The organism is Bradyrhizobium sp. HKCCYLRH3073 (assembly GCF_051167995.1).
Taxonomy (GTDB): Bacteria; Pseudomonadota; Alphaproteobacteria; order Rhizobiales; family Xanthobacteraceae; genus Bradyrhizobium.
Window position 1 is genome coordinate 197,062 of the sequence record NZ_JBNPUD010000005.1, and the last position, 24,570, is coordinate 221,631.

Below are 24,570 nucleotides of genomic sequence, written 5' to 3' on the forward strand. Positions count from 1 at the left end.
AGAGATGGCTGAATTCGACGTCGACCTGTTCGTGATCGGTGGCGGCTCGGGCGGCGTGCGCGCCGCCCGCATCGCGAGCGGCTATGGCGCTCGCGTTGTTGTCGCCGAGGAATACCGCATGGGCGGCACCTGCGTGATCCGCGGCTGCGTGCCCAAGAAGCTGTTCGTGATCGGCTCGCATGTCCGCCAGGAGATCGCCGACGCCGCGGGCTTCGGCTGGACGATCCCGACCGCGACCTTCGACTGGCCGACGCTGATCAGGAACAAGGACAAGGAGATCGCGCGGCTCGAGGCGGCCTACACCAGCAACGTCGAGAAGTCCGGCGCCAGGATCGTCAAGACCCGCGCGGTGCTCGAGGACGCCCACACCGTGCGGCTGACGACCGGCGAGACCATCCGCGCCAAGTACATTCTCATCGCGACCGGCGGCGCGCCCAACCACGGCACGCCGATTCCCGGCATCGAGCACGTCATCTCGTCCAACGAGGCGTTTCATCTCGACGAGCTGCCGCGCCGGATCGTGATCCAGGGCGGCGGCTACATCGCGCTCGAGTTCGCCTGCATCTTCGCCAATTTCGGCTCCGACGTGACCGTGGTCTATCGCGGCGACAACATCCTGCGCGGCTTCGACGAGGACGTCCGCAAGCATGTCCGCTCGGAGATGGAGAAGGAAGGCATCACCATCCTTACCGGATGCACCGTCACCAGCGTCGACAGGCACGGCCAGGACTACACCACCCATCTGTCGAACGGCTCCAGCATCGCCTCCGACAAGGTGATGTTCGCGATCGGCCGCCATCCCGCGGTGGCCAATCTCGGCCTGGAGAAGGCCGGCGTCGCCATCAATCCCCGCAACGGCGGCATCGCGGTCGACGCGTTCTCGCAGAGCTCGGTGCCGAGCATCTACGCGATCGGCGACGTCACCCATCGCTTCAACCTGACGCCGGTCGCGATCCGCGAGGGCCACGCCTTTGCCGACACCGTGTTCGGCGGCAAGACCGTGCGCGTCGATCACGCGGACATTCCGACCGCCGTGTTCTGCCAGCCCGAGGTCGGCACCGTCGGCCTGACGGAAACCCAGGCGCGCGAGCTGTACGACCGCGTCGACATCTACAAGACGAATTTCCGCCCGATCAAGGCGACGATGTCCGGCCGCGACACCCGCGTGCTGATGAAGCTCGTCGTCGACGGCACCAGCGACCGCGTGCTCGGCTGCCACATCGTCGGCGACATGGCTGCGGAGATCACCCAGGCCGTCGCCATCGCCATCAAGATGAAGGCGACCAAGGCCGATTTCGACGCCACCATCGCGCTGCATCCCTCGGCTGCCGAGGAGCTGGTGACGATGCGCACGGTGACCGAGCGCCACGTGCGGCAGGCGGCGGAGTAGGACGCCGTCTGCTTCTTGGCGCTCGTGCGCAGCCGGCCTCCGTAGCGACTGCGGTGGCCAGTGCTCACGGTCTGACGACGGTCCACACCATGGCCGATCGGGCTTGCCATCTTGGAGCCGTTCAGTGAACGGGCGGTTGGAGAGCGACCAGCATGTCCCAGGATGATTGCCTTGCGACCTATCCGCCGCTCAACACCCTGAAGCCCGTTGCCGAGAACATCTGGATCGTCGACGGGCCCGTGATCCGCTTCGGCATTCCCGGGCTGAAATTTCCGTTTCCCACCCGCATGACCGTGGTGCGCTGCGCCTCCGGCGATCTGTTCATCCACTCGCCCACGCCGTTGACGCCGGCGCTGCGGGCCGAGATCGACCGGGAAGGCCGCGTGCGCGACATCATCGGTCCGAATCGCATCCACTATTGGTGGATCCCCGACTGGCAGGCGGCCTTTCCCGACGCGGCGATCTATCTGGCACCTGGCATTCGCGCGCAGGCGAAGGGCCGCATCGACTTCGAGGGCAGGCCGCTGGATCGCAGCACTGGCTATCCGTGGGATGATGAGATCGCGACCTTGCCCGTCCTCGGCAGCTATATGACGGAGGTCGTGTTCTTCCATCGCCCGTCGCGCACGCTGATCCTGACCGATCTGATGGAGAATTTCGAGCCGGCCAAGATCGGCGCCGGCCTGGCGCGCTACCTGAGCTGGATCGGGGGCGTCGGTCCGCCGCATGGCGGCCTGCCGCGCGATCTCCGGCTGACATTTACCTGGCGGCACCGAGCCGAGTTGCGGGCGGCCGTGGAGACCATGCTGGCGTGGCACCCCGAGCGGATCGTGATCGCCCATGGCGCCTGGCACCCGGCTGACGGCACCGAGATCCTGCGCGAGGCATTCTGCTGGTTGCTGCGGCCTCGAACGGCCGGCATGGCCTCACGAGACCGGCCGTCGTGAAGCCGTGCTTTTCTCCTCCCGCGACGGACGTATAAGCTCGTGCCATCGAGGTTGGCGAGGGCGGACGGATGCGGCAATGGATGAGGCTGGTGCTGGCCGGATGCAGCGTGCTGTTCCTATGCAGCCCGGCGCTCGCCGACACCCGCATCGCGCTCGTCATCGGCAATTCGGCCTATCGCGCCGTCAGCCGGCTCGACAATCCCAGACATGATGCCGCGCTGATGGCGCAGACGCTGGCCGGGCTCGGCTTCACCCTGGTCGGCGGCGGCGCGCAGCTCGATCTTGACGAGGCAGCGATGCGCCGCGCCGTGCAGGAGTTCGGCGCCAACGCGCGCGGCGCCGACGTCGCGCTGGTCTACTATGCCGGCCATGGCGTGCAGGTGCGCGGCGCCAACTATCTGGTGCCGATCGACGCCAATCCGACGCGGGAGGCCGACGTGGATTTCCAGATGCTCGACGTCAATGTCGTGCTGCGGCAGATGGAGAGCGCGGGCACCAAGCTCAACCTCGTGATCCTCGATGCCTGCCGCAACAATCCGTTCGGCGGCCGCGGCCTGCGCGACGCCGGCAGCGGCCTTGCGCAGATGCGCGCGCCGGAGGGCACGCTGATCTCGTTCGCGACCCAGCCCGGCAACGTCGCGCTCGACGGCCGCGACGGCAACAGCCCGTTCACGAAGGCCCTGGCCGAGACGATCAAGCAGCCGGGTCTCGACATCTTCAAGACCTTCAACCAGGTCGGCCTGGAGGTGAAGCGGGCGACCGCTGGAAGCCAGCAGCCCTGGGTGTCGAGCTCGCCGGTCGACGGCGACTTCTACTTCGCGGGCCAAGCGTTCGCGCCGGCCTCGACCGCGCAGCCGGCGCCGTCGTCATCCGATCCGGCCGAGCGCGCCTGGGCGGTGACGCAGAACACCACCAGCATCGCCGTGCTCGAGGATTTCGTGCGCCAGTTCGGCAGCACGCCATACGGCTCGATGGCGCGCGCCCGCATCGAGGAGCTGAAGAAGACCCAGACCGCGGCGCGTCCAACCGACTCTCCGACGGAGCGCGCGCAAGCCATTCTGCCCAATCCGCATCTCGTGCCGCGCGTGGTCAAGCGCAACGTCTCGCAGGGCTATCTCAACCTGCGCAGCGAGCCCGGGCAGAAATCCAGCATCCTGACCCGCATTCCGGCCGGCGAGACCGCGATGGTCGGCGGCTGCGTGATGCCGGGCGACGGCATCAGCCGGTTTCCGTCGTGCCGGGCGGTGTGGAACGGCGTCGTCGGCTGGGTGTCGTCGAACGGGCTGGAGTGAGCAGTCCCGCACCCTCAGCGCATCGCCGCTCAGATCGCGCTTGTACACCACCCCGCTCGCAATGACGGGCCAAGCTGCTGTCTCGTCAACCGGCCTGCCGCGCGTTGCGCGGTCGTGCGAGATAGGGCAGCGCGAACATGTAAAGCCCCGTGCAGAGCAGCACGATCAGCGGGACAAGCGCGAGCAGGCCGATCCAGAAGGCCGGCTGCGTCTGCGTCATCGCCGCGATGTTGACGATGACGCCGAGCGTGAAGGCGATGGACACCCAGCGATGCACCTGCCGGATCGTGTTGCTCCAATTCATCTGTTTCTTTCCTTGATGATGAGTTTTCGTCCGGTTCGGCTCAGTCGAGCCGCGCCAGAGTCTGCTCCAGGCCGTCGAAGAACTTCGGCCAGCCGTAGCTTGCGCCCTGATAGGCGCGGGTCTGATCCGGTCCGAAGCCGGTCTGCTCCATGCGCAGATGCGTGCCCGCCGCCGTCGGCGTCAGCGTCCAGGTCACGACGCTGTCGAGGCCGAGGGCGGCCCAGCTGTAGGACAGCGTCCTGTGCGGCTCGACAGTCGTGACCTGGCAATCAACCACGCCCCAGTCGGCCTTCAGCTTGAAGCGATGACCGGCCGCCGGCACGAAATCATTCGCCATCAGCCACTCCGCGATCAGATGCGGCTGCGTCAGCGCGCGCCAGAGCTTTTCCGGTGGATGCGCGAACTCGCGTTCGACGACGACGGTGCGGGTTTCCGGCGCGGCTTTCGTCATTGATCCATCCTGTTGAGAAGATTTTCCAGGTCATCGAACCGGCTCTCCCAGAACGCGGCCATGCGGCTGGTCCAGTCGAGCAGGGGGGCGAGCGCCTTCGGCTGCGCGCGATAATGCGTCTGGCGGCCTTCGTGGCGCTCGCGCACGAGGCCGGCTTGCTTGAGCACGCCGAGATGTTTCGACACGGCTGGTTGCGACACGCCGGCCTTGGCCGTCAGCGCGCCGACGGTCTGCTCGCCATGCCGGCACAGGCCCTCGAAAATGGCCCGCCGGGTCGGGTCGGCAAGTGATCTGAACAGGAGGTCGGGCGATCGCGCCATTTTATCCATAACCCGTTGGTTATGGATAAACTCATAACCGTAAAGTTATGAATAGGTCAAGCGTGAATTCTCGTTGGAGCGATCGGTCCGCAAGTTCGACGGGTGCGCGGACGGCTTCGGTGGAGTTCCGGGACCACCGCAGCATGATCCGGCCGGCGCGACCGCCCGGATCATCTGCGTTCATGGTCGGCTCAAGGCGCCAGCGTCCATTGCTGCGATCCCGCCGCCGAGGCCAAGGTGGTCAGCAGCTGGTTGCCCACGGAGGTGCCGTTCTGGCTCATGACCTCGACCGGATAGCTGCGCACCGCGATCGTGCCGGCCGCAGCGTCGTAGCGGAAACGCTGGTTGTTGTTGCCGGTGCAGGTCCAGATGACGAGCTGCGCGCCGTCGCCATAGCTGCCGCTGTTGTCGAGGCAGTAGTGGGGGTCCTGCATGCTGCGGATCATGCCGCTGGCATCGTCGTAGCTCCAGGTCTGGTTGGCGGCGCCGGTGCAGTACCACTGGATCACGGCGGTGCCGTCGGCCATCGCGCCGCCGTTGACGTCCATGCACAGCGCCGACGTGCGATTGACGATGCGGACCGGCTGGCGCGCTGGCGCTGTGGCGGTGGGGACCGGCGCGTAGACGACGCCAAGCTTGTCGATCTCGTCGCCGGACCGGCCGTGGAAGCCGGTGATCTGCCAGCCGCTCGGTGCGGTGTAGCTGGTGCAGCTCGACGTCGTCGTGCCGCCCGACAAAGTGCGGCCCGCGCTGGTGCCGAACGCGACCCGGAAGATGCGCGTGTGGCCCTGATACTGATCACTGCACAGATTGACCGAGGTGAGATATTCGCCGCTGCCGAGCGCCAGGCTCTGCGCCGTGCCGCCGGTGCCGCCATGGCTGTAGACATAGCCGTTGGACAGCGTCAGCTCGACCTGGTCGACCCGGGCTCCGGTGCGGATGGTCAGCTTGCTGACCACCGGATTGGCCGGCAGCGCGGAGACGTCGTTGTAGCTCGTGCCGTGCGGGCCGCCGAACTGGTCGCTGAGCCTGCGGCTCGCGGCCGTGGCGAAGCTCCAGTCGACCTCGATCGGATGATGATCGGAGAGCTGCGCGCCGTTTGAATCCAGCGCGTCCTGGCGGTCGGCATAGTTGGACGCCTGCAGGTTCAGGAAGCCGCTGTTCCGCCACAGCACCTTGTCGACGATCTCGCAATCCGGCCGCGCCGTCTGGGTATCGCCGCAGACCAGCGCATCGCCGATCGGCGGCACGCTGCCGCCGCGCACCGTCTCGATCCAGGCGTCGCTGAAACCGTGATGCAGGAATTCCCACATGTTCTGGCCGGCCCGGGTATAGCGCGTGTTGGTGTCGCCCATCACCATGACGGCGTTGCCGGCCGAGTTCGCCTCGATGTAGCTCAGAATCTGCGCCACGTCGGACTCGCTGTAGGCGAGATCGGTGGAGGACGTGCCGGACTGGGCGTGCAGGTTGTAGAAGTCGAGATAGACGCCTTCGGCCAGCCGTGTGCGGATCAGCGAGAAGCCCTTCGGAGTCAGCGCGTCCGAATCGGCGCGCTTGGTCCAGGTCACGCGATCGAGATCGTCGAACGAATAGGCGCTGAGCGTATTCATGCCGTCGCCGATGCCGGCCGTGCCCGAGGTCGGCGTGCGATAGGGATGGTTGTCGCAGGTGTCGTAGAGCGCGGCGTGCCAGAGAAAATCTTCCTGCACGTTGACGATGCCGAACTGGCGCAGATAGCAGCTGATCACGCGCGAATGCGCGTCGCTGCCGCCATTGTAGGCGGTCGGCGTTTCCGCCACGTTGTAGGTCAGCGTGCTAAACGTTCCGTCTGCGGCGTGCAGCGCGCTGCCGAGCAGGCTGGTGCATCCAAGCGCGATTGCGCCCGCCCATAGGCGAAGTGTCATTGGTCGATTCCCCTCGATGATGCCGGATAGCGGGGCGCGCGATATCACCTGCCGCGTGTCGGCCTGATGACGGATCGATGCATGTTCTGCGCGCGGCGTGTCGGGATGGCAGATGCGAGCGGGGGTTGCGTCGTGTGCGCACGACCGATCCGCCTGCGCTCTGCGATCGACCGCGGCCATGGCAGCGGTTGCGAATGACGAGCGCCGAGGAACTGACCGACGCCGACTCCTCCTCGCCCTGCACGGAAACACGCCGCACGCTATACTCTGCTCGGGGGACGCTGAGGGGACGCTGAACTGCTAGCAAGCCCGGCATCAGGTGATGGAGATGACGGATATGCAGCCAAACGAGGCTCGGCCGCGGCGCAAGCTGCCGATGATCCCCCGCGCGGTGTTGGCCGCGAGCGTCCTCGCCGTCTTCCTGTTCCTGCACGTCGTCGCAGCCACGATGCTGCGGGGCGATGCCACGCGAAGCGGAGCGCAGGCCGATGGGACTGCAACGCTCCAGCCCTACGATTGACGATCCCCGCTCATTTTCAACTTCATCAGCCGGAGCTATTTCATGGCCGGATCAGGATCATTTCTGCTGCTCAGCGCCGCCGTTTTCTTTGGTGCCTTCGTTTCCGGCCTGGCCGGGTTCGCCTTTTCCGCCGTGGCCGGCGCGATCCTGCTGCACAGTCTGCAGCCTTTGGAGGCCGTGCCGTTGATGATGGCGTGCAGCGTCGGCGTGCAGGCGACGAACCTCTGGGCGCTTCGCAGCAGCATCCGCTGGAAGGACAGTTTCGTCCTGATCCTGGGCGGCCTGCTGGGCGTCCCCCTCGCGCTTTGGCTGCTGCACAATGCGGACGCGCGCGTGTTTCAGCAGGTGTTTGGCGCGACGATCGCGATCTACGCCGGCTACATGCTGTTCAAGCCTGCGCTGGGCAGTCTTCAACCGATGAACCGAGGCCGCACCGCCATCGTCGGCTTCGGCGGCGGTCTCATCGGCGGCCTCACCGCGATGCCGGGTGCGCTGCCGACGATCTGGTGCGAGCTGCATGGCCTGCCGAAGACCGAGCAGCGCGGCCTCGTGCAGCCGTTCATTGCCGCCATTCAGCTCGCCTCGCTCGCGGTGATGCTGGCCCGGCAGGATCTGTCGTCCAAGGTGATCATCGATCTTGCCTTGAGCATCCCGGCGCTGTTCGCCGGCACGGCGCTCGGCATCCTCGCCTTCCGAAGGATCAACGACGTGCTGTTCAGGAAGATCATCCTGGGCATCCTGCTGCTGTCGGGAGTGCTGCTGGTCGTGTGACCGGACGAAGGAACACGGTCACCGCGGCTCTGCTGCATGAACGAACGCAATTGCGTTTATGCGTTGTCCACCACCTTTACCGCATTTGGCCGCCGCAGTCCTCCGAAGCGGGATCGGCGAATTCAACCTCAGCCTTCAAGCGTTCTCCGGGGAGGCGAGGATCGCCGCGGGCGCGAGTGGCGAAAGCTACGACTGCGTTGCGCAAATGAGGCAGGGCCTGTGCGCGGAAATCTGCCAAGCACATCGTTTCCTGCCCCCGCCCACGACGGGGACTATATCTGTAGCTGTGATAAAGTTGTGCGACGTTGAAGGTGAACGTAAGTCTCAAACGGTCTGTTGACCACGACAGCTTCGATTTGACCATGAACGTGATGTCGTCGAAGCAGAAGTCGAACCAGAATTCGTTCTTCGGCACGGAGCCGAAGATGCCCCTCAGTTCGTAGCCGCTGTCAGGATCGAATACCTTGCGGCGATTTTCAGGGTCGGGGATGAACGCCAAGACGTTATTCCGGCTTGCTTCGCTGTCCACGTCGACGGTCATTGGTTGACGGATCAAGGACCTCGAGGACTGTTCCTGTCCCGATCAATCTATAGCCTTCCTGGATGCACCATTCGCGACCGGGATAGATCTGACCGTCCAGCCCCGGCCAGTTCAGGAATTGGACAATAGTCTCGATGCTTTCCCCTGGATGGAGCGCCAGACCAGCAGGCAAGTCGATGAGTCCCAGGGTCATGTTGCGATTCTCAGAGCCGAAGAAATTGTGGTTGGGACGATAGCCCGCACGAACCGGCTGCGTCCGGCCGCTATCCTCGCCCGGCAACAACCTAATTATGGCGCGGACATGGATGATGTCTTCGTGCATCGGGTTCGATCCTGGCGACATCGTAGCCGGTAAGCATGAGCGGACAAGGGGAGAGTCGACACGAGGGGCACTGCGATCGAGCGGTGTGTCCAGGGTCTGGATCGGCGTGGTCGCGGGTCGTTGCGGTCGGGCAAAGATTTGTCTTTACGAATATCAGAAATCATGCTCTATTGCGCGCATCCCGCCTCACTCGGAGGGGCGTTGCGCGCGATCGTCACGACACGCGAGGCGGGGAGCGATGGCCGCGAGGGAGCCGCAGCGTATCCGCAAGGATGCGCGGACGAACGGCTTGGCGCGGACGTGAAGTCGCAGCGTGCTGACACCCCGACGCTGGTGTCACGTTCGCGACGGCGCTAACGCGCCGCGCGGGCAATGGTGGCCAACAAGCCCGGTGCACCAGGCAGACTGCGTATAAGCGTGAAGACCATCGCGCAGGGAATGCCGGTTGATCGGCTGAACCTGTGGTACCTGCCGCCTGCACTTTCTTCCGCAGGCGGGCCATGGGCGAGGCCATCGTCCGGCATTCCCTGCGCCCTCCGACCTCTTGGAGGGCGAACGAGGTCCAGCATAGCTCGGGCGCAGCCGCGTCGCGGGAGCGTGTTGCATGTCTTCACCGCCGGCGGCGCGGGGCTCGCGGACACGGGAGCAGGCATGCGGCTCCGGGATCACCCGGAATCTCAACCTGGTCAGAATCCCTTCGCTGCCGCAATGGCTTGGCCGGACGACTTAAATTCCAGATGGCAGTCCGGGGGCAGGCTGTGTATAAGGCGCGCGCCGCCGTGCGGGGAATAAGCGTGCGGCCGTCCAGAGGGAGTAGAAAGCCATGACGGAGCGCTGGAGCCCGGAGAGCTGGCGGTCCAAGCCGGTGCAGCAGGTGCCCGACTATCCCGACCAGAAGGCGCTGGCCGAGGTCGAGGCGCAGCTTGCGACCTTTCCGCCGCTGGTGTTCGCCGGCGAGGCGCGCAACCTGAAGGAGGCGCTGGCGCGGGTGGCGGCCGGCGATGCGTTCCTGCTGCAGGGCGGCGACTGCGCCGAGAGCTTTGCCGAGCACGGCGCCAACAACATCCGCGACTTCTTCCGCGTGCTGCTGCAGATGGCGGTGGTCATGACCTATGCCGGCGCGGTGCCGGTGGTGAAGGTTGGCCGCATCGCCGGCCAGTTCGCCAAGCCGCGCTCCTCGCCCACCGAAAAGATCGATGGCGTCGAGCTGCCGAGCTATCGCGGCGACATCGTCAACGACACCGCCTTCACCGCCGAGGCGCGTATCCCCAATCCGCAGCGTCAGCTCGACGCCTACCGGCAGTCGGCGGCGACGTTGAACCTGCTGCGGGCGTTTGCCACCGGCGGCTTCGCCAATCTCGGCAGCGTGCATCAGTGGATGCTCGGCTTCGTCAAGGATTCACCGCAGTCGCGCCGCTACAAGGAGCTCGCCGACCGCATCTCGGAGGCGCTCAACTTCATGCGCGCCTGCGGCCTCGACCTCGAAAGCCATCCGGAGCTGCGCGCCACCGACTTCTACACCAGCCACGAGGCGCTGCTGCTCGGCTACGAGCAGGCCTTCACCCGTGTCGATTCCACCACCGGCGACTGGTACGCGACCTCTGGCCATTTCATCTGGATCGGCGACCGCACCCGCCAGCTCGATCACGGCCATGTCGAATATTTCCGCGGCATCAAGAACCCGATCGGCCTGAAATGCGGCCCATCGCTGAAGCCGGACGAACTGCTCAAGCTGATCGACATCCTCAACCCCGACAACGAGCCGGGACGGCTGACGCTGATCAACCGCTTCGGCGCCGACAAGGTCGGCGATCATCTGCCGGGACTGATCCGCGCGGTCCAGCGGGAAGGGCGCAAGGTGGTGTGGTCGTGCGATCCGATGCACGGCAACACCATCACCTCGACCTCGGGCTACAAGACGCGGCCGTTCGACCGCATCGTGTCCGAGGTGCGCGCGTTCTTCGCGGTGCATGCCGCGGAGGGCACCCATGCCGGCGGCATCCATCTCGAGATGACCGGCAAGGATGTCACCGAGTGCATCGGCGGCGCGCGGGCGATCACCGACGAGGATCTCAACGACCGCTATCACACGGTGTGCGATCCCAGGCTGAACGCCGAGCAGTCGATCGACATGGCGTTCCTGATCGCCGAGCTGCTCAAGCAGCAGCGCGGCGGCAAGTCCGCACCGATGCCGGCGGTCGCGGGCTTCTGATGCTGCGCATCTGGCGCGCGACGCTCAACTCGCGCAATGGCCTGGCCTTCGCGCTCCGCTCCGAGCAGGCGGTGCGCGAGGAGGTCGTCGCATTCCTGCTGGCGCTGCCGCTGGCCTATGTCATCGGCGTCACGCCGATGCGCAGCGTCGAGCTGGTCTGCGCGGTGGTGCTGGTGCTGGTCGTCGAGCTGCTGAACACCGCGATCGAGAAGCTCGCCGACCGCCTGACCACCGAGCACGATCTGCAGATCGGCCGGGTCAAGGATCTCGGCTCGGCCGCAGTCGGCGTCGCGCTGCTGATGTCGGGCTGCTTCTGGCTGTTCGCGATCGCCGAGCGGCTCGGGCTGCTGTGAATGAGTTGAGCGATGGCCGCTGACTTCTTCAGGATCACGCTGGCCCAGCTCAACCCGACGGCCGGCGACATCGCGGGAAATGCCGCGAAGGCGCGCGAGGCGCGGGCGAGGGCGGCGGCCGACGGCGCCGATCTCGTGGTGCTGCCGGAGCTGTTCCTGGCGGGGCATCCATCCCGGGACCCGGTGCTGAAGCCGGCATTTCAGGCCGCGTGCCGGGCCGCGATCGAGGCGCTCGCGCGCGAGACCGCCGATGGCGGGCCGGCGGTGCTGATCGGCACGCCCTGGACCGAGGACGGCAAGCTCTACAATGCCTGCGTGCTGCTCGACGCCGGCCGCATCGCCGCGACGCGCTTCAAGGCCAACCTGGCCGATGGTGATCAGAAGCGCGTGTTCACGCGCGGCCCGGCGGCCGGCCCGCTCAGCGTGCGGGGCGTCCGCATCGGGGTCGCGATCGGCGAGGACATCTCGCTCGAAGACTCCTCGAACTACGAAAACGTCGTCGAGACGCTGGCGGAAACCGGGGCCGAGCTCATCGTCGTGCCGAGCCGCTCATGCTACGTGCGCAGCGGCGGCGACCGGCGCCTGTCGGCCGCCGTGGCCCGCGTCACCGAAAGCGATCTGCCGCTCGTCTGGCTCAACCAGGTCGGCGGTCAGGACGGCGAGGTGTTCGACGGCGCGTCCTTCGCGCTGAACGCCGATCTCTCGGTGGCGGCACAGCTCCCGGGCTTCGTCGCTGAAGTCGCGACCTTGGCATGGAGCAGGGGAGACGATGGCTGGCAGTGCCGGGGACCGGTCACCACGCTGATCGAGGGCGACGAGGCGGACTACGCGGCCCGCATGCTCGGCCTGCGCGACCACGTCGAGAAGCACGGCTTCACCGGCATCGTGCTCGGCCTGACCGGAGCCATCGAGTCGGCGCTGGCCGCAGCCCTGGCGGTCGATGCGCTCGGGTCCGGCAAAGTCCGCGGCGTGATGCTGTCCGGACCCGGCACGTCGCAGGCGTCGCTGGATCAGGCCATGGCGGTCGCGGCGCGACTCGGCTTCGCCGCCGAGCGGGTACCGATCGCGGCCGCCGTCGAAGGCTTCGAGCGCGCGCTGCCCGGGCCGCTTGCGGGAAGCGCCCGTCATCAATTGCTGGCCCGCGTCCGCGCGACGCTGCTGATGGCACTGGCGAGCCTGTCCGGCGCGCTGGCCGTTGTCGTCGGCGCCACGGCCGAGATCGGCGACGTGGCTGGCGGGTTTGCGCCGCTCGAAGGCATCGGCCCGGCACAGTTGCGTCGTCTCGCAGCATTGCGAAACCGCTGGCGGTTCGCTGACGCGCTGGGACCGTCGGGCGAGGTCATCTCGCCCGCTCTGATCACGAGTCCGCTGGAGGCGCGCGACGACCGGGCGCTTGCCGACCGCGCGTCATCAGACGCGTTCGAGGGATGACGCCCATGGCCCGGCGACTGACTCGATCAGCGCTGCGGGATGAAAGTCGGTCCGACCGTGCGGATCTGCTTGTCGCCGCCAGCGCTGGTCGTGATGTCCGCGGTCGCTGGCGCTGCGGCCTCGGCCGGCGCGGCACCCTTCCTGGCGGCGTTCGCCGGCGCCCTGCCGGTCTGGCGCTGCTGCATGCGCTTGGCGCTCTCCTCGGTGACGATGATGTCGCCCTGCTCGGCGGCGGTGGCTCGGTCGTCGATCGACTTCAGTGCCTCCGCCCAGGTCTGGCCCGGCGCCTTGCAGGAACAGCTCGGGTTGAACTCGGTGCGGAACTTGAAGGCATTCGGCAGCGCGGTGTAGGGCTGACCGTTGACCGAGACCGCCTGGTTCATGTCTTCGCCGGGATTGCGATAGGTGAACAGCGTCGCGTCGGCGGCAGGGCATTGCGCCTTGCAGGCGCGCTCGTCGTCGGCGAAGCGGCCGGGAACGGTGGCAAACGAGATCGGGAAATAGGCGCCGTCGCAGCTGCGCACGCACACGGTCCGAAAGGTGCCCTGCGGCGCCGCGAGATCGGCGCTCGGCGGCGGCAGCGATGCAGCGGGATTGCTGTCGGCCCCGCCGCCGAACAGGCTGGTCAGGAAGTTGCCGCCGCCGCTGCGATTGGCGTTTGCATTGGCATATTGCTGGTACTGCGGGCCGCAATTGTTCTGGCCGAGGGCAACCAGCACCGAGCGGCGCTGGTTGTCGCGCTCACCGCCGAACCCACCGCTGCGCAGACGCTCCAGGCTGCCCATGATCTGGTCGAGGTTGGAGCGCATCTGCTGGATCTGGTTGTTCACCGGCTGGCATTCGGCCGCGCGGCCGTTGAAGATCGAAAAGAAGCCAGGGCTGTCGCAACCCATGCGCTTGGCCTGCATGCTGACGCGGTCGAGCTCGCCTTGCTGCTTGGCGGCCGCGTCCTGATAACGCCGGATCTGGTCCTCACGCGCGGGATCGCCGCCACCGCCGCGATCGATCGAGGCGAGCTGCGCTTCCAGACGTGGGCAGATCGGATTGACGCCGGCCTGCGGCCCGGGCGGGCCCGGCGGCATCTGCGCATAGGAATCGGAGCTGGATTGCGCCAGGGCGTGCGAGCCGGTCAGGGTCAGTCCGAGCAGCGCAGAGAGGGCCAACAGGCGCGGAGACAGGGATGCGATCAAGATGCGGTATTCCGGTCCATGGGTGCGGCCGCGGGACTAGCACAGAATTCGGAAAAATCGCGGCAGCGGCGGGCATCCCATAGCCGCTTTGTCGGGCATCGTCACGTCGTTTCCGGGGCGCCGAGGTGGCGGGAACAGCCGTTCCCGGCCGTCTCAGCGCTGGCAGGTGATCGCGACAAAGTCTCTGCAGCCGCCATGGGCGCAGTTTGCCCCGGCTTTCGGCACCGATCCGGTGATTTCATCGGGGTCGACGCGGCGATAGGAGGAGGCCTGTGCAAAATCCCGTGATTGGCAGTACGAGCGCGCAGCCGAGGCGCCGCAGCGGTCGCCCTTGGCGAGGCACTGGTCGACGCCGTAGCCGTCGGCTTCGTTGGCGATGATGAAGATGCGGCTCTCCGCCGTGGCGGTGGTCGCGGCGGCGAGGAGAACACAGCAGGCGAGCAGCGCCGGGGAGATTCGCATGGTGCACCGGTGGGTGTAGGAGACAACTCATGGTTAGGCCCAAAAGGTTAAAAATGATTAACCATGAGGCGGGGCGCGAGCATTTGGGCAGTGAAAGCGGCCGTTTTGCGGCTCTTGACGGAGACAGCCTGCTGCATCATGGTGAGTTTCATGAACGGTTTCCTCGCCATCTGCTGCATTTGCCGCGAGATTACGCGCTAGCGATTCGCTGGCTGAGGCCGTCTTTTCTCAACAGAGATGATCAGGACGCCCGGCCGGCAGGTCGGAAGCGTGATTCGTGCCGTTGCCGTCCGCTCGCGGTCGGTCGTTCGGCGTAGGACACCCGTTGCGCCTCGTCATGGACCTGTCGGTCCGGCGAGGCGGTGAGCACAGGGTATTCGGGGACGGACCATGGACTTGCGTTTGTACGACACCGCATCGCGGGAGAAGCGCCCCTTCGTGCCGCTCGATCCCAACAACGTCCGCATGTATGTCTGCGGACCGACGGTCTACGACTTCGCCCATATCGGCAATGCGCGCCCGGTGATCGTCTTCGACGTGCTGTTCCGGCTGCTGCGGCATCTCTATGGCGAAAAGCACGTCACCTATGTCCGCAACATCACGGATGTCGACGACAAGATCAACGCCCGCGCCGCGCGTGACTTTCCCGGGCTGCCGCTGAACGAGGCGATCCGGAAGGTTACCGAGGTGACGGCCAATCAGTTCCGCAGCGACGCGGCTGCGCTCGGCAGCCTGCCGCCGACCTTCGAACCGCGTGCCACCGATTTCGTGCTGCCGCGCCCCGACGGCAAGGCGGACATGGTGACGCTGATCCAGCAATTGATCGCACGCGGCCACGCCTACGAGGCGGGCGGCGAAGTGTTGTTCGACACCCGGTCGATGCCGGACTATGGCGCGCTGTCGGGCCGCAGGCTCGACGAGCAGCTTGCCGGCGCGCGCGTGGCCGTCGACGCGCACAAGAAGAACCCCGCCGACTTCGTGCTGTGGAAGCAGTCGTCGGAGGACGAGCCGGGCTGGGACAGCCCATGGGGCCGCGGCCGTCCGGGCTGGCACATCGAGTGCTCGGCGATGAGCGCGGCCTATCTCGGTGAGATCTTCGACATCCATGGCGGCGGGCTCGACCTGATCTTCCCGCATCATGAGAACGAGATCGCGCAGTCGCGTTGCGCCCATGGCACCTCAGTGATGGCGAACTACTGGCTGCACAACGAGTTCGTCCAGGTCGAGGGCGCGAAGATGTCGAAGAGCCTCGGCAATTTCGTCACCATTCGCGACCTGCTGGCGGACTGGCCCGGCGAGGTGCTGCGCCTCAACATGCTCAAGATGCATTATCGCTCGCCGGCGGACTGGACGGTCAAGGGCCTGGAGGAGAGCGCCAAGACGCTCGACGACTGGTATCGCGTCGCGGCCGATGCGCCGGGCGAGCAGCCGGAGCCTGAGATCATCGCGGCGCTCGTTGACGATCTCAACACGCCGCTGATGATCGCAGAGCTGCACGCGTTGCGGAGCCGTGCGGCGTCCGGCGGCGAGTCGGATCGCGCTGCCTTTGCCGGCTCGCTTCGCTTTGCGGGTTTCCTGTCGGAGACCGCCGTGCAATGGGAAGCGCGAAAGCAGCAGGCCAAGGGCGTGGACGCCGCCGAGGTCGAAGGCCTGATCGCCGAGCGTACCGCGGCCCGCGCGCGGAAGGACTTCAAGGAGTCCGATCGCCTGCGCGACGCGCTCGCGGCGATGGGCGTTGTATTGAAGGATGGCAAAGGCGCCGACGGCAAGCCGGTCACGACCTGGGAGATTGCGCGATGAGCAGGCCCGACACCCCGTTTCCGCGGCACTGGCTGTACTACATCCTGCTCAAGCTGGTGCTGATCGCGGGCGCAGTGGCGCTGGTCACGAAACTCTACGGCATGTGGTGACGCATGGGACAGGCTCTTCCGAGGCCCGCGCTGCGGCCGTTCCTTCCCGCTGATGCGCCGGTTCTGGCCGCGATCTTCGTCGCCAGCATCCAGGAACTGACCGGTGACGACTACAGCGAGGAGCAGCAGGAGGCCTGGGCGTCCGCTGCTGAGGATGAGACGGGTTTCGGCAAGCGGCTGGCATCCGAGCTCACCTTGATTGCGACGCTGCAGGGCTCGCCGGTCGGCTTCGCCGCCCTGAAGGGCAACGATCACATCGACATGCTCTACGTCCATCCGAACGCGGCGGGGCAGGGTGTCGGCGCCCTGCTGTGCGACGCACTTGAAAAGCTGGCGGGCGCGCGCGGCACGACCGGCCTGTCGGTCGACGCCAGCGACACGGCGGTCGAATTCTTCCGCAAGCGCGGCTACGTCGCGCAGCAGCGCAACAGCGTCTCCATCAATGGCGAGTGGCTCGCCAACACCACGATGAAGAAGACGCTCGGCTCCGGGGGAGCGCAGGCATGAGCAGGGCAGGCACAAGCAGAGAACGACTTTATCTGTTCGACACCACCTTGCGCGACGGTGCGCAGACCAACGGTGTCGATTTCACGCTGGCCGACAAGCAGGCGATCGCGCGCATGCTCGACGATCTCGGCATCGACTATGTCGAGGGCGGCTATCCCGGCGCCAACCCGCTCGACACCGAGTTCTTCGCCGCCAAGCCCAAGCTCGGCCATGCCCGCTTCACTGCCTTCGGGATGACGCGCCGGGCAGGACGCTCGGTGTCCAACGATCCGGGCGTCGCCGCACTGCTGGAGGCCAAGGCGGACGCGATCTGTTTCGTCGCGAAGTCATCCGCCTATCAGGTGCGCGTCGCGCTGGAGACCACCAACGAGGAGAACCTCGCCTCGATTCGCGACAGCGTGACGGCCGCGAAGGCCGCGGGACGCGAGGTGATGCTCGACTGCGAGCATTTCTTCGACGGCTACAAGGAGAATGCGGCGTTCGCGCTGGCCTGCGCACGCGCGGCCTATGAGGCGGGCGCACGCTGGGTGGTGCTGTGCGACACCAATGGCGGCACCATGCCGCACGAGATCGAGGCTGTTGTCGGCGAGGTCGTCAAGCAGGTGCCGGGCGATCACCTCGGCATTCACGCCCATAATGACACCGAGCAGGCGGTGGCAAATTCGCTGGCCGCGGTGCGCGCCGGCGCGCGCCAGATTCAGGGCACGCTGAACGGGCTCGGAGAGCGCTGCGGCAACGCCAATCTGTGCTCGCTGATCCCGACCTTGAAGCTGAAGACGGAGTTCTCTGAGCGCTTCGAGATCGCCGTCTCCGACGAGCAGCTCGCGGGGCTGATGAAGGTGTCGCGGACGCTCGACGACATGTTGAACCGAGCGCCGAACCGGCACGCGCCTTATGTCGGCGAGAGCGCCTTCGTGACCAAGACCGGCATCCATGCCTCGGCTGTGCTCAAGGATCCGCAGACCTATGAGCACGTTCTGCCCGAGAGCGTCGGCAATCGCCGCAAGGTGCTGGTGTCGGACCAGGCCGGCCGCTCCAACGTGATCGCAGCGCTGGAGCGCGGCGGCATTCCCTTCAGCAAGAGCGATCCGAAGCTGACGCGCCTGGTCGAGGAGCTGAAGGAGCGCGAGGCCGCGGGCTATGCCTATGAGTCCGCGAATGCCTCGTTTGAGCTGCTGGCCCGGCGCACGCTGGGCTCGGTGCCCGAGTATTTCCGGGTCGAGCAGTTCGACGTCAATGTCGAGCAGCGCTACAACGCGGTCGGCGAGCGCGTCACGGTGGCGCTGGCCGTCGTCAAGGTCGACGTCGCCGGCGAGCGGCTGATTTCGGCCGCCGAAGGCAACGGTCCGGTCAATGCGCTCGACGTCGCACTCCGCAAGGATCTCGGCAAGTACCAGGGCTATATCGACGGCCTCAAGCTGATCGACTATCGCGTCCGCATCCTCAATGGCGGCACCGAGGCGGTCACGCGCGTGCTGATCGAGAGCGAGGACGAAAAGGGCGAGCGCTGGACCACGGTCGGCGTCTCGCCCAACATCATCGACGCCTCGTTCCAGGCGCTGATGGATTCGGTATTCTACAAGCTGGTGAAATCAGGCGCGCCGGGGTGAGGTGATGCATCCGTCATGGCGAGCGAAGCGAAGCAATCCAGGGCTGAATGCACGACTCTGGATTGCTTCTTCGCTTCGCTCCTCGCAATGACGCGGAGAGGGCAGGAGCAAACGCATGATCGACCACGTCTCAGTCGGTGTCAGCGGTCTCGCCCGCAGCGCGCGGTTCTACGAGCGCACGTTGGCGCCGCTTGGTTTGACGCGCCTGGTCGAACGTCCCAGCACGATCGGCTTCGGCAAGAGTTATCCGGAATTCTGGATCAATCTGCGCGCCGGCATGGCGCGGGTATCCGCCGAGACGGGCTCGCACCTTTGCTTCCGTGCCAGGAGCTCCGACGACGTCGATGCATTCCACGCCGCGGCGCTGGAGGCAGGCGGTGTCTCGGACGGCGCACCGGGGCTGCGGCCGCATGACCGCGTGCGCTATTACGCGGCGTTCGTGCTCGATCCCGACGGCAATCGGATTGAGGCGGTGACGTTTCCGGCCGAATAGGGATCAGAGCCGCTTGGCGATCTCTGGCGCCATCTCGGTCTCTTCCTTGGCGACGCGGGCGGCGGCCTCGCGCAGGCGCGGCAGGATGTCCTCGACGCGTTCGGCCTTGAGCAGCTCGATTTGGAAGCCGGGGCGGATGAACTCGGTCTCGCGCATGTGGGCCAGCAGCGCGAACAGCGGTTCCCAGAAGCCGTCGATATTGGCCATCAGCACCGGCTTGGCGTGGCGTCCGAGCTGCTTCCAGGTCAACTGCTCGACCAGCTCTTCGAGCGTGCCGATGCCGCCGGGCAGGGCCACGAACGCGTCGGAGTGCTCGAACATCAGCCGCTTGCGCTCGTGCATATCCGGCGTGACGATGAGATCCTTCAGTGGCATCATGACTTCCTTCTTCACCAGGAAGTCGGGGATGATGCCGGTGACGTCACCGCCATGGTCCAGCACGGCCTTGGCGACCGCGCCCATCATGCCGATGGAGCCGCCGCCATAAACGAGCCTGACGCCGTTCTCGGCAAGCGCCTTGCCGAGTGCCTTCGCCGATTCGATGAAGCTGGGATTCGTCCCCGGGCCGGAGCCGCAATAGACGCAAACGGTGCGGATTTCAGTCATTGGAGCGGTGTGACACTGCAGTTGAAAGGCGTCAAGACGAGGGCGGAGGACGTGGATTCGCGGGCTTTCACGGGATGATGCAGGCTGAATGGGTCCATTTGTCCGAAAACGAGTATGCAAATACTGCGCCGCGGTAACGGATTCCGTCGACGTACCGGTGCATCCGGCGCCCGGACACTCTATATGACGCAGGCAACGCCCCGGCATCACAACATGCCAAAACACTCGCTGTTCCAGAACGTTTGATGCCGCCCGATTCCTCCTCCGAAGCAGCCGCCAACCAGCCGTCATCGTCCCTCGAGCAGGGAACGCTGGCCGGTACGCTGCGCCATTTGTGGCCCTTCATCTGGCCGAGCGATCGCGCCGATCTGAAGATGCGCGTGCTGTGGTCCGTGGTGCTGCTGCTCGCGGCCAAGGTGGCGACGCTGGTTCTGCCTTTCACCTTCAAGTGGGCGACCGACGCGTTGACCGGCGCCAACACCGCGCCGATCGCGCCCGATAACTGGGCGTTCTGGCTGGTGGCCTCGCCGATCGTCATGACGGCAAGCTACGGCGGGATTCGGGTGCTGATGGCGGTGCTGACGCAGTGGCGCGACGGTATTTTTGCCCGTGTCGCCATGCATGCGGTGCGCAAGCTCGCGACCATCACCTTCGTCCACATGCACGAATTGTCGCTGCGCTTCCATCTGGAGCGCAAGACCGGCGGCCTGACCCGCGTGCTCGAGCGCGGCCGCAACGCGATCGAGACCATCGTGCGCATGGTGATCCTGCAGCTGATCCCGACCATCGTCGAGGTCTCGCTGCTGACCGCGGTGCTGCTGTGGCAGTTCGACTGGCGCTACGTGCTGGTCACGCTGACCATGGTCGCGGCGTATCTCTATTACACCTACATCGCGACCGAGTGGCGCATCGAGATCCGGCGCCGCATGAACGACTCGGATACGGACGCCAACACCAAGGCGATCGACTCGCTCTTGAACTACGAGACGGTGAAATATTTCGGCGCCGAGGCGCGCGAGGCGGAACGTTACGACCGCTCGATGGAGCGCTACGAGCGGGCCAGCGTGAAGACCTATACCTCGCTGGCGGTGCTCAACGCCGGGCAGGCCGTGATCTTCACGGTCGGGTTGACGGTGGCCATGCTGATGTGCGCCCAGGGCGTGCGCCAGGGACGCAACACCGTCGGCGACTTCGTCATGATCAACAGCATGATGATCCAGCTCTACCAGCCGCTGAACTTCATGGGCATGGTCTATCGCGAGATCAAGCAGGCCATCATCGATATCGAGAAGATGTTCGGCGTGCTCACGCGCGATGCCGAGGTGAAGGACGCACCCCAAGCGACGCCTTTGGTGGTGACCTCCGGCAACGTCCGCTTCGAGGATGTCCGCTTCGCCTATGAGCCGGAGCGGCCGATCCTGCAGGGGCTCAGCTTCGAGGTGCCGGCGGGCAAGACGGTCGCGATCGTGGGGCCGTCCGGTGCTGGCAAGTCGACCATCTCGCGGCTGCTGTTTCGGCTCTACGACGTCTCCGGCGGCCGCATTCTGATCGATGGCCAGGACATCCGCGATGTTACCCAGGTGTCGCTGCGCGCCCAGATCGGGATGGTGCCGCAGGATACCGTGCTGTTCAATGACACCATCCGCTACAACATCCGCTACGGACGCTGGGATGCGGACGACGCCGCGGTCGAGGAGGCGGCCCGCCTCGCGCAGATCGACGGTCTGATCCGGATGGCGCCGAAGGGCTACGAGACCCAGGTGGGCGAGCGTGGCCTCAAGCTCTCCGGCGGCGAGAAGCAGCGCGTCGCGATCGCCCGCACCATCCTGAAGGGGCCGCCGATCCTCGTGCTGGACGAGGCGACCTCGGCGCTGGACAGCCATACCGAGCACGAGATCCAGGAGGCGCTCGATGGCGTGTCGCGCAACCGCACCTCGCTCGTGATCGCGCACCGGCTTTCGACCATCGTAGCGGCCGATGAGATCATCGTGCTCGACCGGGGTCGCATCGCCGAGCGCGGCACCCATGCCGAGCTGCTGGCCAAAGGCGGGCTGTATGCCGGCATGTGGAACCGGCAGCGCGAGGCCGAGGAGGCGCGTGAAAAACTGGCGCAGATCGGCGATGAGGCGACTGCGCCGAACCGCAATCCGCCTGATCGGGGCGAACCGGACGTCGCCGGGCCGGATCTGGCGGGACGGGTAGCCAGCGCCGCCGAATGATGCTGCGGACCGCCCTGATCTGAACTCAAGACTGCATTAAGGATTCATTTTGACCTTCGCCGGCCATCGACCTAGTCAAGGCGGCGGTCCGCTCTGAGGTCAGGGCGACAACACTCAACGAAGCAGGCCATGTCGATCAGCAATTCCATCCGCGCTCAGATCCCGCCGATCCACCCGGAAGGCTACCCCTTCATCGGGGGATTTGCCCTCGTCAGCCTGATCCTGTTCTGGATATTCACCCCGCTCGGCTGGATCGGCACGCTGCTCACCGTCTGGTGCGCGCTGTTCTTCCGCGACCCGATCCGGGTCACGCCGCAGCGGGAAGGGCTGGTGGTGGCGCCGGCCGACGGACGCATCTCCATGATCACGCGCGCCCTGCCGCCGGCCGAGCTCGGCCTCGGCGACCGGCCGCTGCTGCGGGTCTCGATCTTCATGAGCGTGTTCAACGTCCATGTGAACCGCAGCCCGGTGGCCGGCCGGATCGAGAAGATCTCCTACCGTCCGGGTGCCTTCATCAATGCCGAGCTCGACAAGGCGAGCGAGGACAACGAGCGCAACTCGCTCGCGATCTCGACGCCGCATGGCCGGATCGGCGTGGTCCAGATCGCCGGCCTCGTGGCGCGCCGGATCGTGTCGTTCGTGCGCGAGGGGCAGACCATTGGCGCGGGCGAGCGCTTCGGCCTGATCCGCTTCGGCTCGCGGCTCGACGTCTATCTTCCTGACGGCACTGAGGTTCTGGTCTCGGAGGGGCAGACCGCCATCGCCGGCGAGACGATCCTGGCCGATTTCGACGTGCCCGTGCCCGGCCTGACGTTCCGGAGCCAGTGAACCGTCGCTGCCCGCTGGTGACCCATTAAGGAGACCTTGAGCCGTGTTCAGGCACAAGGTCCCGGACAAACCACACGTGGTGTGATCATGAGCTTCGATCTGAACTCTCCCGAACTGCGCCGCCGCCGTTTCCGCCCGATCCCGGTGCGGCTGCTGGTGCCGAACATGATCACCTTGCTGGCGATCTGCGCCGGCCTCACCGCAATCCGGCTGTCGACCGAGGGGCGGATGGAGCTCGCCGTCGGCGCCATCGTCTTCGCCGCCTTCCTGGACGGCATCGACGGTCGCATCGCCCGCATGATCAAGGGCCAGTCGAAGTTCGGTGCCGAGCTCGACAGCCTGGCCGACTTCGTCAATTTCGGCGTGGCGCCCGGCCTGATCCTGTACTTCTGGCAGCTTCATGAGCTGCACGACGGCGGCTGGATCGCCGCCATGATGTACGCCATCAGCGGCGGGCTGCGGCTGGCGCGCTTCAACGCCAGCATCGACGATCCCAACAAGCCGCCCTTCGCCGCCAATTTCTTCACCGGCGTGCCGGCCCCGCTTGGCGCCATCACCGTGCTGCTGCCCGTCTATCTGGCGTTCCTGGACCTGCCGAGGCCGCCGGCGCTGCTGACGGCTTTCTACACGCTGCTGATCGCCTTCCTGATGGTGTCGCGGCTGCCGGTGTTCTCCGGCAAGACCGCGCGGATGCGCGTCTCGCCCGAACTCGTGCTGCCGGTGTTCGCCGCGGTGGTGTTCTTCGTCGCGCTGCTGGTGGTCTATCCCTGGCACATCCTGTCGGCCGGATCGATCCTCTACATCCTGAGCCTTCCGTTCGGCTGGCGGCTGTATCGGCAGCAGGCGGCGCGGCACGCCGCGGTCCTTGGTGCCGCGGCTGCAGCGTCGCACGCCTCGTCTTCATCCACGACGGCTTTTGCGCCGACCGGCGTGCCGGCGGCGGAGCAGGGGCAGCGGCCGCCGGAACGGCTGCACTGAGCGCAGGGCGCCCCGACCGAGCCCGCGCTTTGCCGGCTTCGGCGCCTCAGTTATACCGGATGGCCAAGGACGGCCCGCGAATGCCGTCCGCATCATCCGGAGAAACGCCCGTGACAAGCACTGCCGCCGCGCCCCTCGCTGCTTCCGTCCTCGAGGCGCTCGCGCGCTATGACACGCCGACCATCTGCAACGCGATGGAGATCGTGGCGCCCGAGCGCCGCCTGATCGGCTACACGACCAAGCCGCTGGTGTGCCCGTTCCCGGACCTGCCGCCCATGGTCGGCTACGCGCGGACGGCGACGATCCGGTCCGTCGTCAAGTCGGGCCTGCCGGCGGACGAGCAGGCGAGGCGGCGCACCGACTACTACGAATATGTCGGCACCGGTCATGGTCCGCGCATCGTCGTGATCCAGGATATCGATGGCCCCGACATCGGCTACGGCGCGTTCTGGGGCGAGGTGCAGAGCAACGTCCACAAGGCGCTCGGCTGCCTCGGCGTGATCACGGATGGATCGATCCGCGACATTCCGCAATGGGCTGCCGGCTTCCAGGCTCTGGCGGGCTCGATCGGTCCGTCGCACGCGTGGGTGCATGCCGAGAGCTTTGGCGGCGAGGTCCGCGTCGCCGGGATGACCGTGCGCTCGGACGACCTGATCCACTCCGATCGCCATGGTGCGATCGTCATCCCCGCCGACATCGCCGCGAAGCTTCCCGAGGCGGCCGAGCTGTGCGCGCGCCGTGAAACGCCGATCCTGGACATCGCGCGGTCTGCGGATTTCTCGCTCGAGAAGCTCAAGGCCGCCTTGAAGCGGTCGGCGGAGATTCATTGAGCGTCGCTTCGCTCCGGTCCAAATGAGCGAGCCGTGCCGCTCGACGGTGCGGCTCGCCGGCCTTGCGCAGGGCGCTCGCCGAACTGCGACGCTGCAACCGCATCCGGATGACTACGGGGGGACGACTGAGCTTCGGCCGAAAATGTCGAACGCGGTGACGAATTACCCGCAAACAGGCC

General features: G+C 66.3%; 25 protein-coding genes. 16 read left to right on the forward strand and 9 right to left on the reverse strand.

The window, feature by feature from the left end; genetic code table 11:
* Window positions 1-4 precede the first annotated feature (4 nt).
* The 3 genes from gorA to ACQR1X_RS14690 all read left to right on the forward strand — a co-directional run bounded on the left by gorA (window position 5) and on the right by ACQR1X_RS14690 (window position 3,629).
* Window positions 5-1,390 (forward strand): glutathione-disulfide reductase, encoded by a 1,386-nt coding sequence (gorA, locus tag ACQR1X_RS14680; protein ID WP_316216220.1) that lies wholly within the window; start codon window positions 5-7, stop codon window positions 1,388-1,390.
* A gap of 152 nt (window positions 1,391-1,542) precedes the next feature.
* Window positions 1,543-2,337: a DUF4336 domain-containing protein gene (locus tag ACQR1X_RS14685; RefSeq protein WP_434899087.1), complete on the forward strand. Its 795-nt coding sequence runs from the start codon at window positions 1,543-1,545 to the stop codon at window positions 2,335-2,337.
* 68 nt (window positions 2,338-2,405) lie between these two features.
* Entirely contained in the window at window positions 2,406-3,629 is a 1,224-nt protein-coding gene (locus ACQR1X_RS14690) for a caspase family protein (RefSeq protein ID WP_434899088.1), read from the forward strand.
* A gap of 85 nt (window positions 3,630-3,714) precedes the next feature.
* On the opposite strand, the gene ACQR1X_RS14695 is transcribed toward ACQR1X_RS14690, so the two are convergent.
* The 4 genes from ACQR1X_RS14695 to ACQR1X_RS14710 all read right to left on the reverse strand — a co-directional run bounded on the left by ACQR1X_RS14695 (window position 3,715) and on the right by ACQR1X_RS14710 (window position 6,608).
* Window positions 3,715-3,933 (reverse strand): hypothetical protein, encoded by a 219-nt coding sequence (locus ACQR1X_RS14695; RefSeq protein ID WP_316180663.1) that lies wholly within the window; start codon window positions 3,931-3,933, stop codon window positions 3,715-3,717.
* 40 nt (window positions 3,934-3,973) lie between these two features.
* Window positions 3,974-4,384: an SRPBCC family protein gene (locus ACQR1X_RS14700; RefSeq protein WP_315803078.1), complete on the reverse strand. Its 411-nt coding sequence runs from the start codon at window positions 4,382-4,384 to the stop codon at window positions 3,974-3,976.
* A complete protein-coding gene (locus ACQR1X_RS14705; protein ID WP_434884380.1) occupies window positions 4,381-4,704 on the reverse strand; it encodes an ArsR/SmtB family transcription factor in 324 nt (107 codons plus the stop codon). Before ACQR1X_RS14705 ends, ACQR1X_RS14700 begins: the two co-directional genes overlap by 4 nt.
* Before the next feature lie 191 nt (window positions 4,705-4,895).
* Window positions 4,896-6,608 (reverse strand): jacalin-like lectin, encoded by a 1,713-nt coding sequence (locus ACQR1X_RS14710; protein WP_434899089.1) that lies wholly within the window; start codon window positions 6,606-6,608, stop codon window positions 4,896-4,898.
* A gap of 328 nt (window positions 6,609-6,936) precedes the next feature.
* Here ACQR1X_RS14710 and ACQR1X_RS14715 point away from each other — a divergent pair, with 328 nt between their 5' ends.
* Together ACQR1X_RS14715 and ACQR1X_RS14720 are read left to right on the forward strand one after the other, a co-directional pair.
* Window positions 6,937-7,128 (forward strand): hypothetical protein, encoded by a 192-nt coding sequence (locus ACQR1X_RS14715; protein WP_316216225.1) that lies wholly within the window; start codon window positions 6,937-6,939, stop codon window positions 7,126-7,128.
* 42 nt (window positions 7,129-7,170) lie between these two features.
* Window positions 7,171-7,899, forward strand: coding sequence for a sulfite exporter TauE/SafE family protein (locus ACQR1X_RS14720; RefSeq protein ID WP_434899090.1), 729 nt, complete (start codon window positions 7,171-7,173; stop codon window positions 7,897-7,899).
* Between the two features lie 76 nt (window positions 7,900-7,975).
* Here the strand turns inward: ACQR1X_RS14720 and ACQR1X_RS14725 are convergent, their stop codons facing one another.
* On the reverse strand, window positions 7,976-8,440 hold the full coding sequence (locus ACQR1X_RS14725) for a hypothetical protein (protein WP_316180672.1): 465 nt from the start codon (window positions 8,438-8,440) through the stop codon (window positions 7,976-7,978).
* Window positions 8,403-8,762, reverse strand: coding sequence for a hypothetical protein (locus tag ACQR1X_RS14730; protein ID WP_434887658.1), 360 nt, complete (start codon window positions 8,760-8,762; stop codon window positions 8,403-8,405). The genes ACQR1X_RS14725 and ACQR1X_RS14730 overlap by 38 nt, the downstream gene beginning before the upstream one ends.
* Window positions 8,763-9,585: 823 nt before the next feature.
* Here ACQR1X_RS14730 and ACQR1X_RS14735 point away from each other — a divergent pair.
* From ACQR1X_RS14735 to ACQR1X_RS14745, 3 genes are read left to right on the forward strand one after another with little or no spacing between them, the layout of a single operon-like run.
* On the forward strand, window positions 9,586-10,974 hold the full coding sequence (locus tag ACQR1X_RS14735; RefSeq protein ID WP_434899091.1) for a class II 3-deoxy-7-phosphoheptulonate synthase: 1,389 nt from the start codon (window positions 9,586-9,588) through the stop codon (window positions 10,972-10,974).
* Entirely contained in the window at window positions 10,974-11,327 is a 354-nt protein-coding gene (locus tag ACQR1X_RS14740; protein ID WP_434881172.1) for a diacylglycerol kinase, read from the forward strand. The genes ACQR1X_RS14735 and ACQR1X_RS14740 overlap by 1 nt, the downstream gene beginning before the upstream one ends.
* A gap of 12 nt (window positions 11,328-11,339) precedes the next feature.
* Window positions 11,340-12,758 (forward strand): nitrilase-related carbon-nitrogen hydrolase, encoded by a 1,419-nt coding sequence (locus ACQR1X_RS14745; RefSeq protein WP_434884383.1) that lies wholly within the window; start codon window positions 11,340-11,342, stop codon window positions 12,756-12,758.
* Window positions 12,759-12,784: 26 nt separating this feature from the next.
* Here the strand turns inward: ACQR1X_RS14745 and ACQR1X_RS14750 are convergent, their stop codons facing one another.
* Window positions 12,785-13,948 (reverse strand): DUF2865 domain-containing protein, encoded by a 1,164-nt coding sequence (locus ACQR1X_RS14750; RefSeq protein ID WP_315803087.1) that lies wholly within the window; start codon window positions 13,946-13,948, stop codon window positions 12,785-12,787.
* A 153-nt stretch (window positions 13,949-14,101) separates the two neighbouring features.
* Window positions 14,102-14,410 carry a hypothetical protein gene (locus tag ACQR1X_RS14755; protein WP_315803088.1) on the reverse strand — a complete coding sequence of 103 codons (309 nt, stop codon included), beginning with the start codon at window positions 14,408-14,410 and terminating at the stop codon, window positions 14,102-14,104.
* A gap of 390 nt (window positions 14,411-14,800) precedes the next feature.
* Here ACQR1X_RS14755 and cysS point away from each other — a divergent pair, with 390 nt between their 5' ends.
* The 4 genes from cysS to ACQR1X_RS14775 all read left to right on the forward strand — a co-directional run bounded on the left by cysS (window position 14,801) and on the right by ACQR1X_RS14775 (window position 18,930).
* Window positions 14,801-16,210 carry a cysteine--tRNA ligase gene (gene cysS / locus ACQR1X_RS14760; RefSeq protein WP_434899092.1) on the forward strand — a complete coding sequence of 470 codons (1,410 nt, stop codon included), beginning with the start codon at window positions 14,801-14,803 and terminating at the stop codon, window positions 16,208-16,210.
* A gap of 113 nt (window positions 16,211-16,323) precedes the next feature.
* Window positions 16,324-16,827, forward strand: a complete 504-nt coding sequence (locus ACQR1X_RS14765) for a GNAT family N-acetyltransferase (protein ID WP_315781082.1) — start codon at window positions 16,324-16,326, stop codon at window positions 16,825-16,827.
* Window positions 16,824-18,437 carry a citramalate synthase gene (gene cimA / locus ACQR1X_RS14770; RefSeq protein WP_434899093.1) on the forward strand — a complete coding sequence of 538 codons (1,614 nt, stop codon included), beginning with the start codon at window positions 16,824-16,826 and terminating at the stop codon, window positions 18,435-18,437. Before ACQR1X_RS14765 ends, cimA begins: the two co-directional genes overlap by 4 nt.
* A 115-nt stretch (window positions 18,438-18,552) precedes the next feature.
* A complete protein-coding gene (locus ACQR1X_RS14775; protein WP_434899094.1) occupies window positions 18,553-18,930 on the forward strand; it encodes a VOC family protein in 378 nt (125 codons plus the stop codon).
* A gap of 3 nt (window positions 18,931-18,933) precedes the next feature.
* Here ACQR1X_RS14775 and ACQR1X_RS14780 read toward each other — a convergent pair whose 3' ends face one another.
* Window positions 18,934-19,536: a TIGR00730 family Rossman fold protein gene (locus ACQR1X_RS14780; RefSeq protein ID WP_434846597.1), complete on the reverse strand. Its 603-nt coding sequence runs from the start codon at window positions 19,534-19,536 to the stop codon at window positions 18,934-18,936.
* A gap of 245 nt (window positions 19,537-19,781) precedes the next feature.
* Here ACQR1X_RS14780 and ACQR1X_RS14785 point away from each other — a divergent pair, with 245 nt between their 5' ends.
* The 4 genes from ACQR1X_RS14785 (at window position 19,782) to ACQR1X_RS14800 (ending at window position 24,391) form a co-directional block, all read left to right on the forward strand.
* Complete coding sequence (locus ACQR1X_RS14785) at window positions 19,782-21,755, forward strand: ABCB family ABC transporter ATP-binding protein/permease (RefSeq protein ID WP_434899095.1); 1,974 nt, start codon at window positions 19,782-19,784, stop codon at window positions 21,753-21,755.
* Window positions 21,756-21,848: 93 nt separating this feature from the next.
* Entirely contained in the window at window positions 21,849-22,583 is a 735-nt protein-coding gene (locus ACQR1X_RS14790) for a phosphatidylserine decarboxylase (RefSeq protein WP_316216409.1), read from the forward strand.
* Between the two features lie 87 nt (window positions 22,584-22,670).
* Window positions 22,671-23,561, forward strand: coding sequence for a CDP-alcohol phosphatidyltransferase family protein (locus ACQR1X_RS14795; RefSeq protein WP_315803095.1), 891 nt, complete (start codon window positions 22,671-22,673; stop codon window positions 23,559-23,561).
* Between the two features lie 110 nt (window positions 23,562-23,671).
* Window positions 23,672-24,391, forward strand: a complete 720-nt coding sequence (locus ACQR1X_RS14800) for an RraA family protein (protein WP_315803096.1) — start codon at window positions 23,672-23,674, stop codon at window positions 24,389-24,391.
* Window positions 24,392-24,570 lie beyond the last annotated feature (179 nt).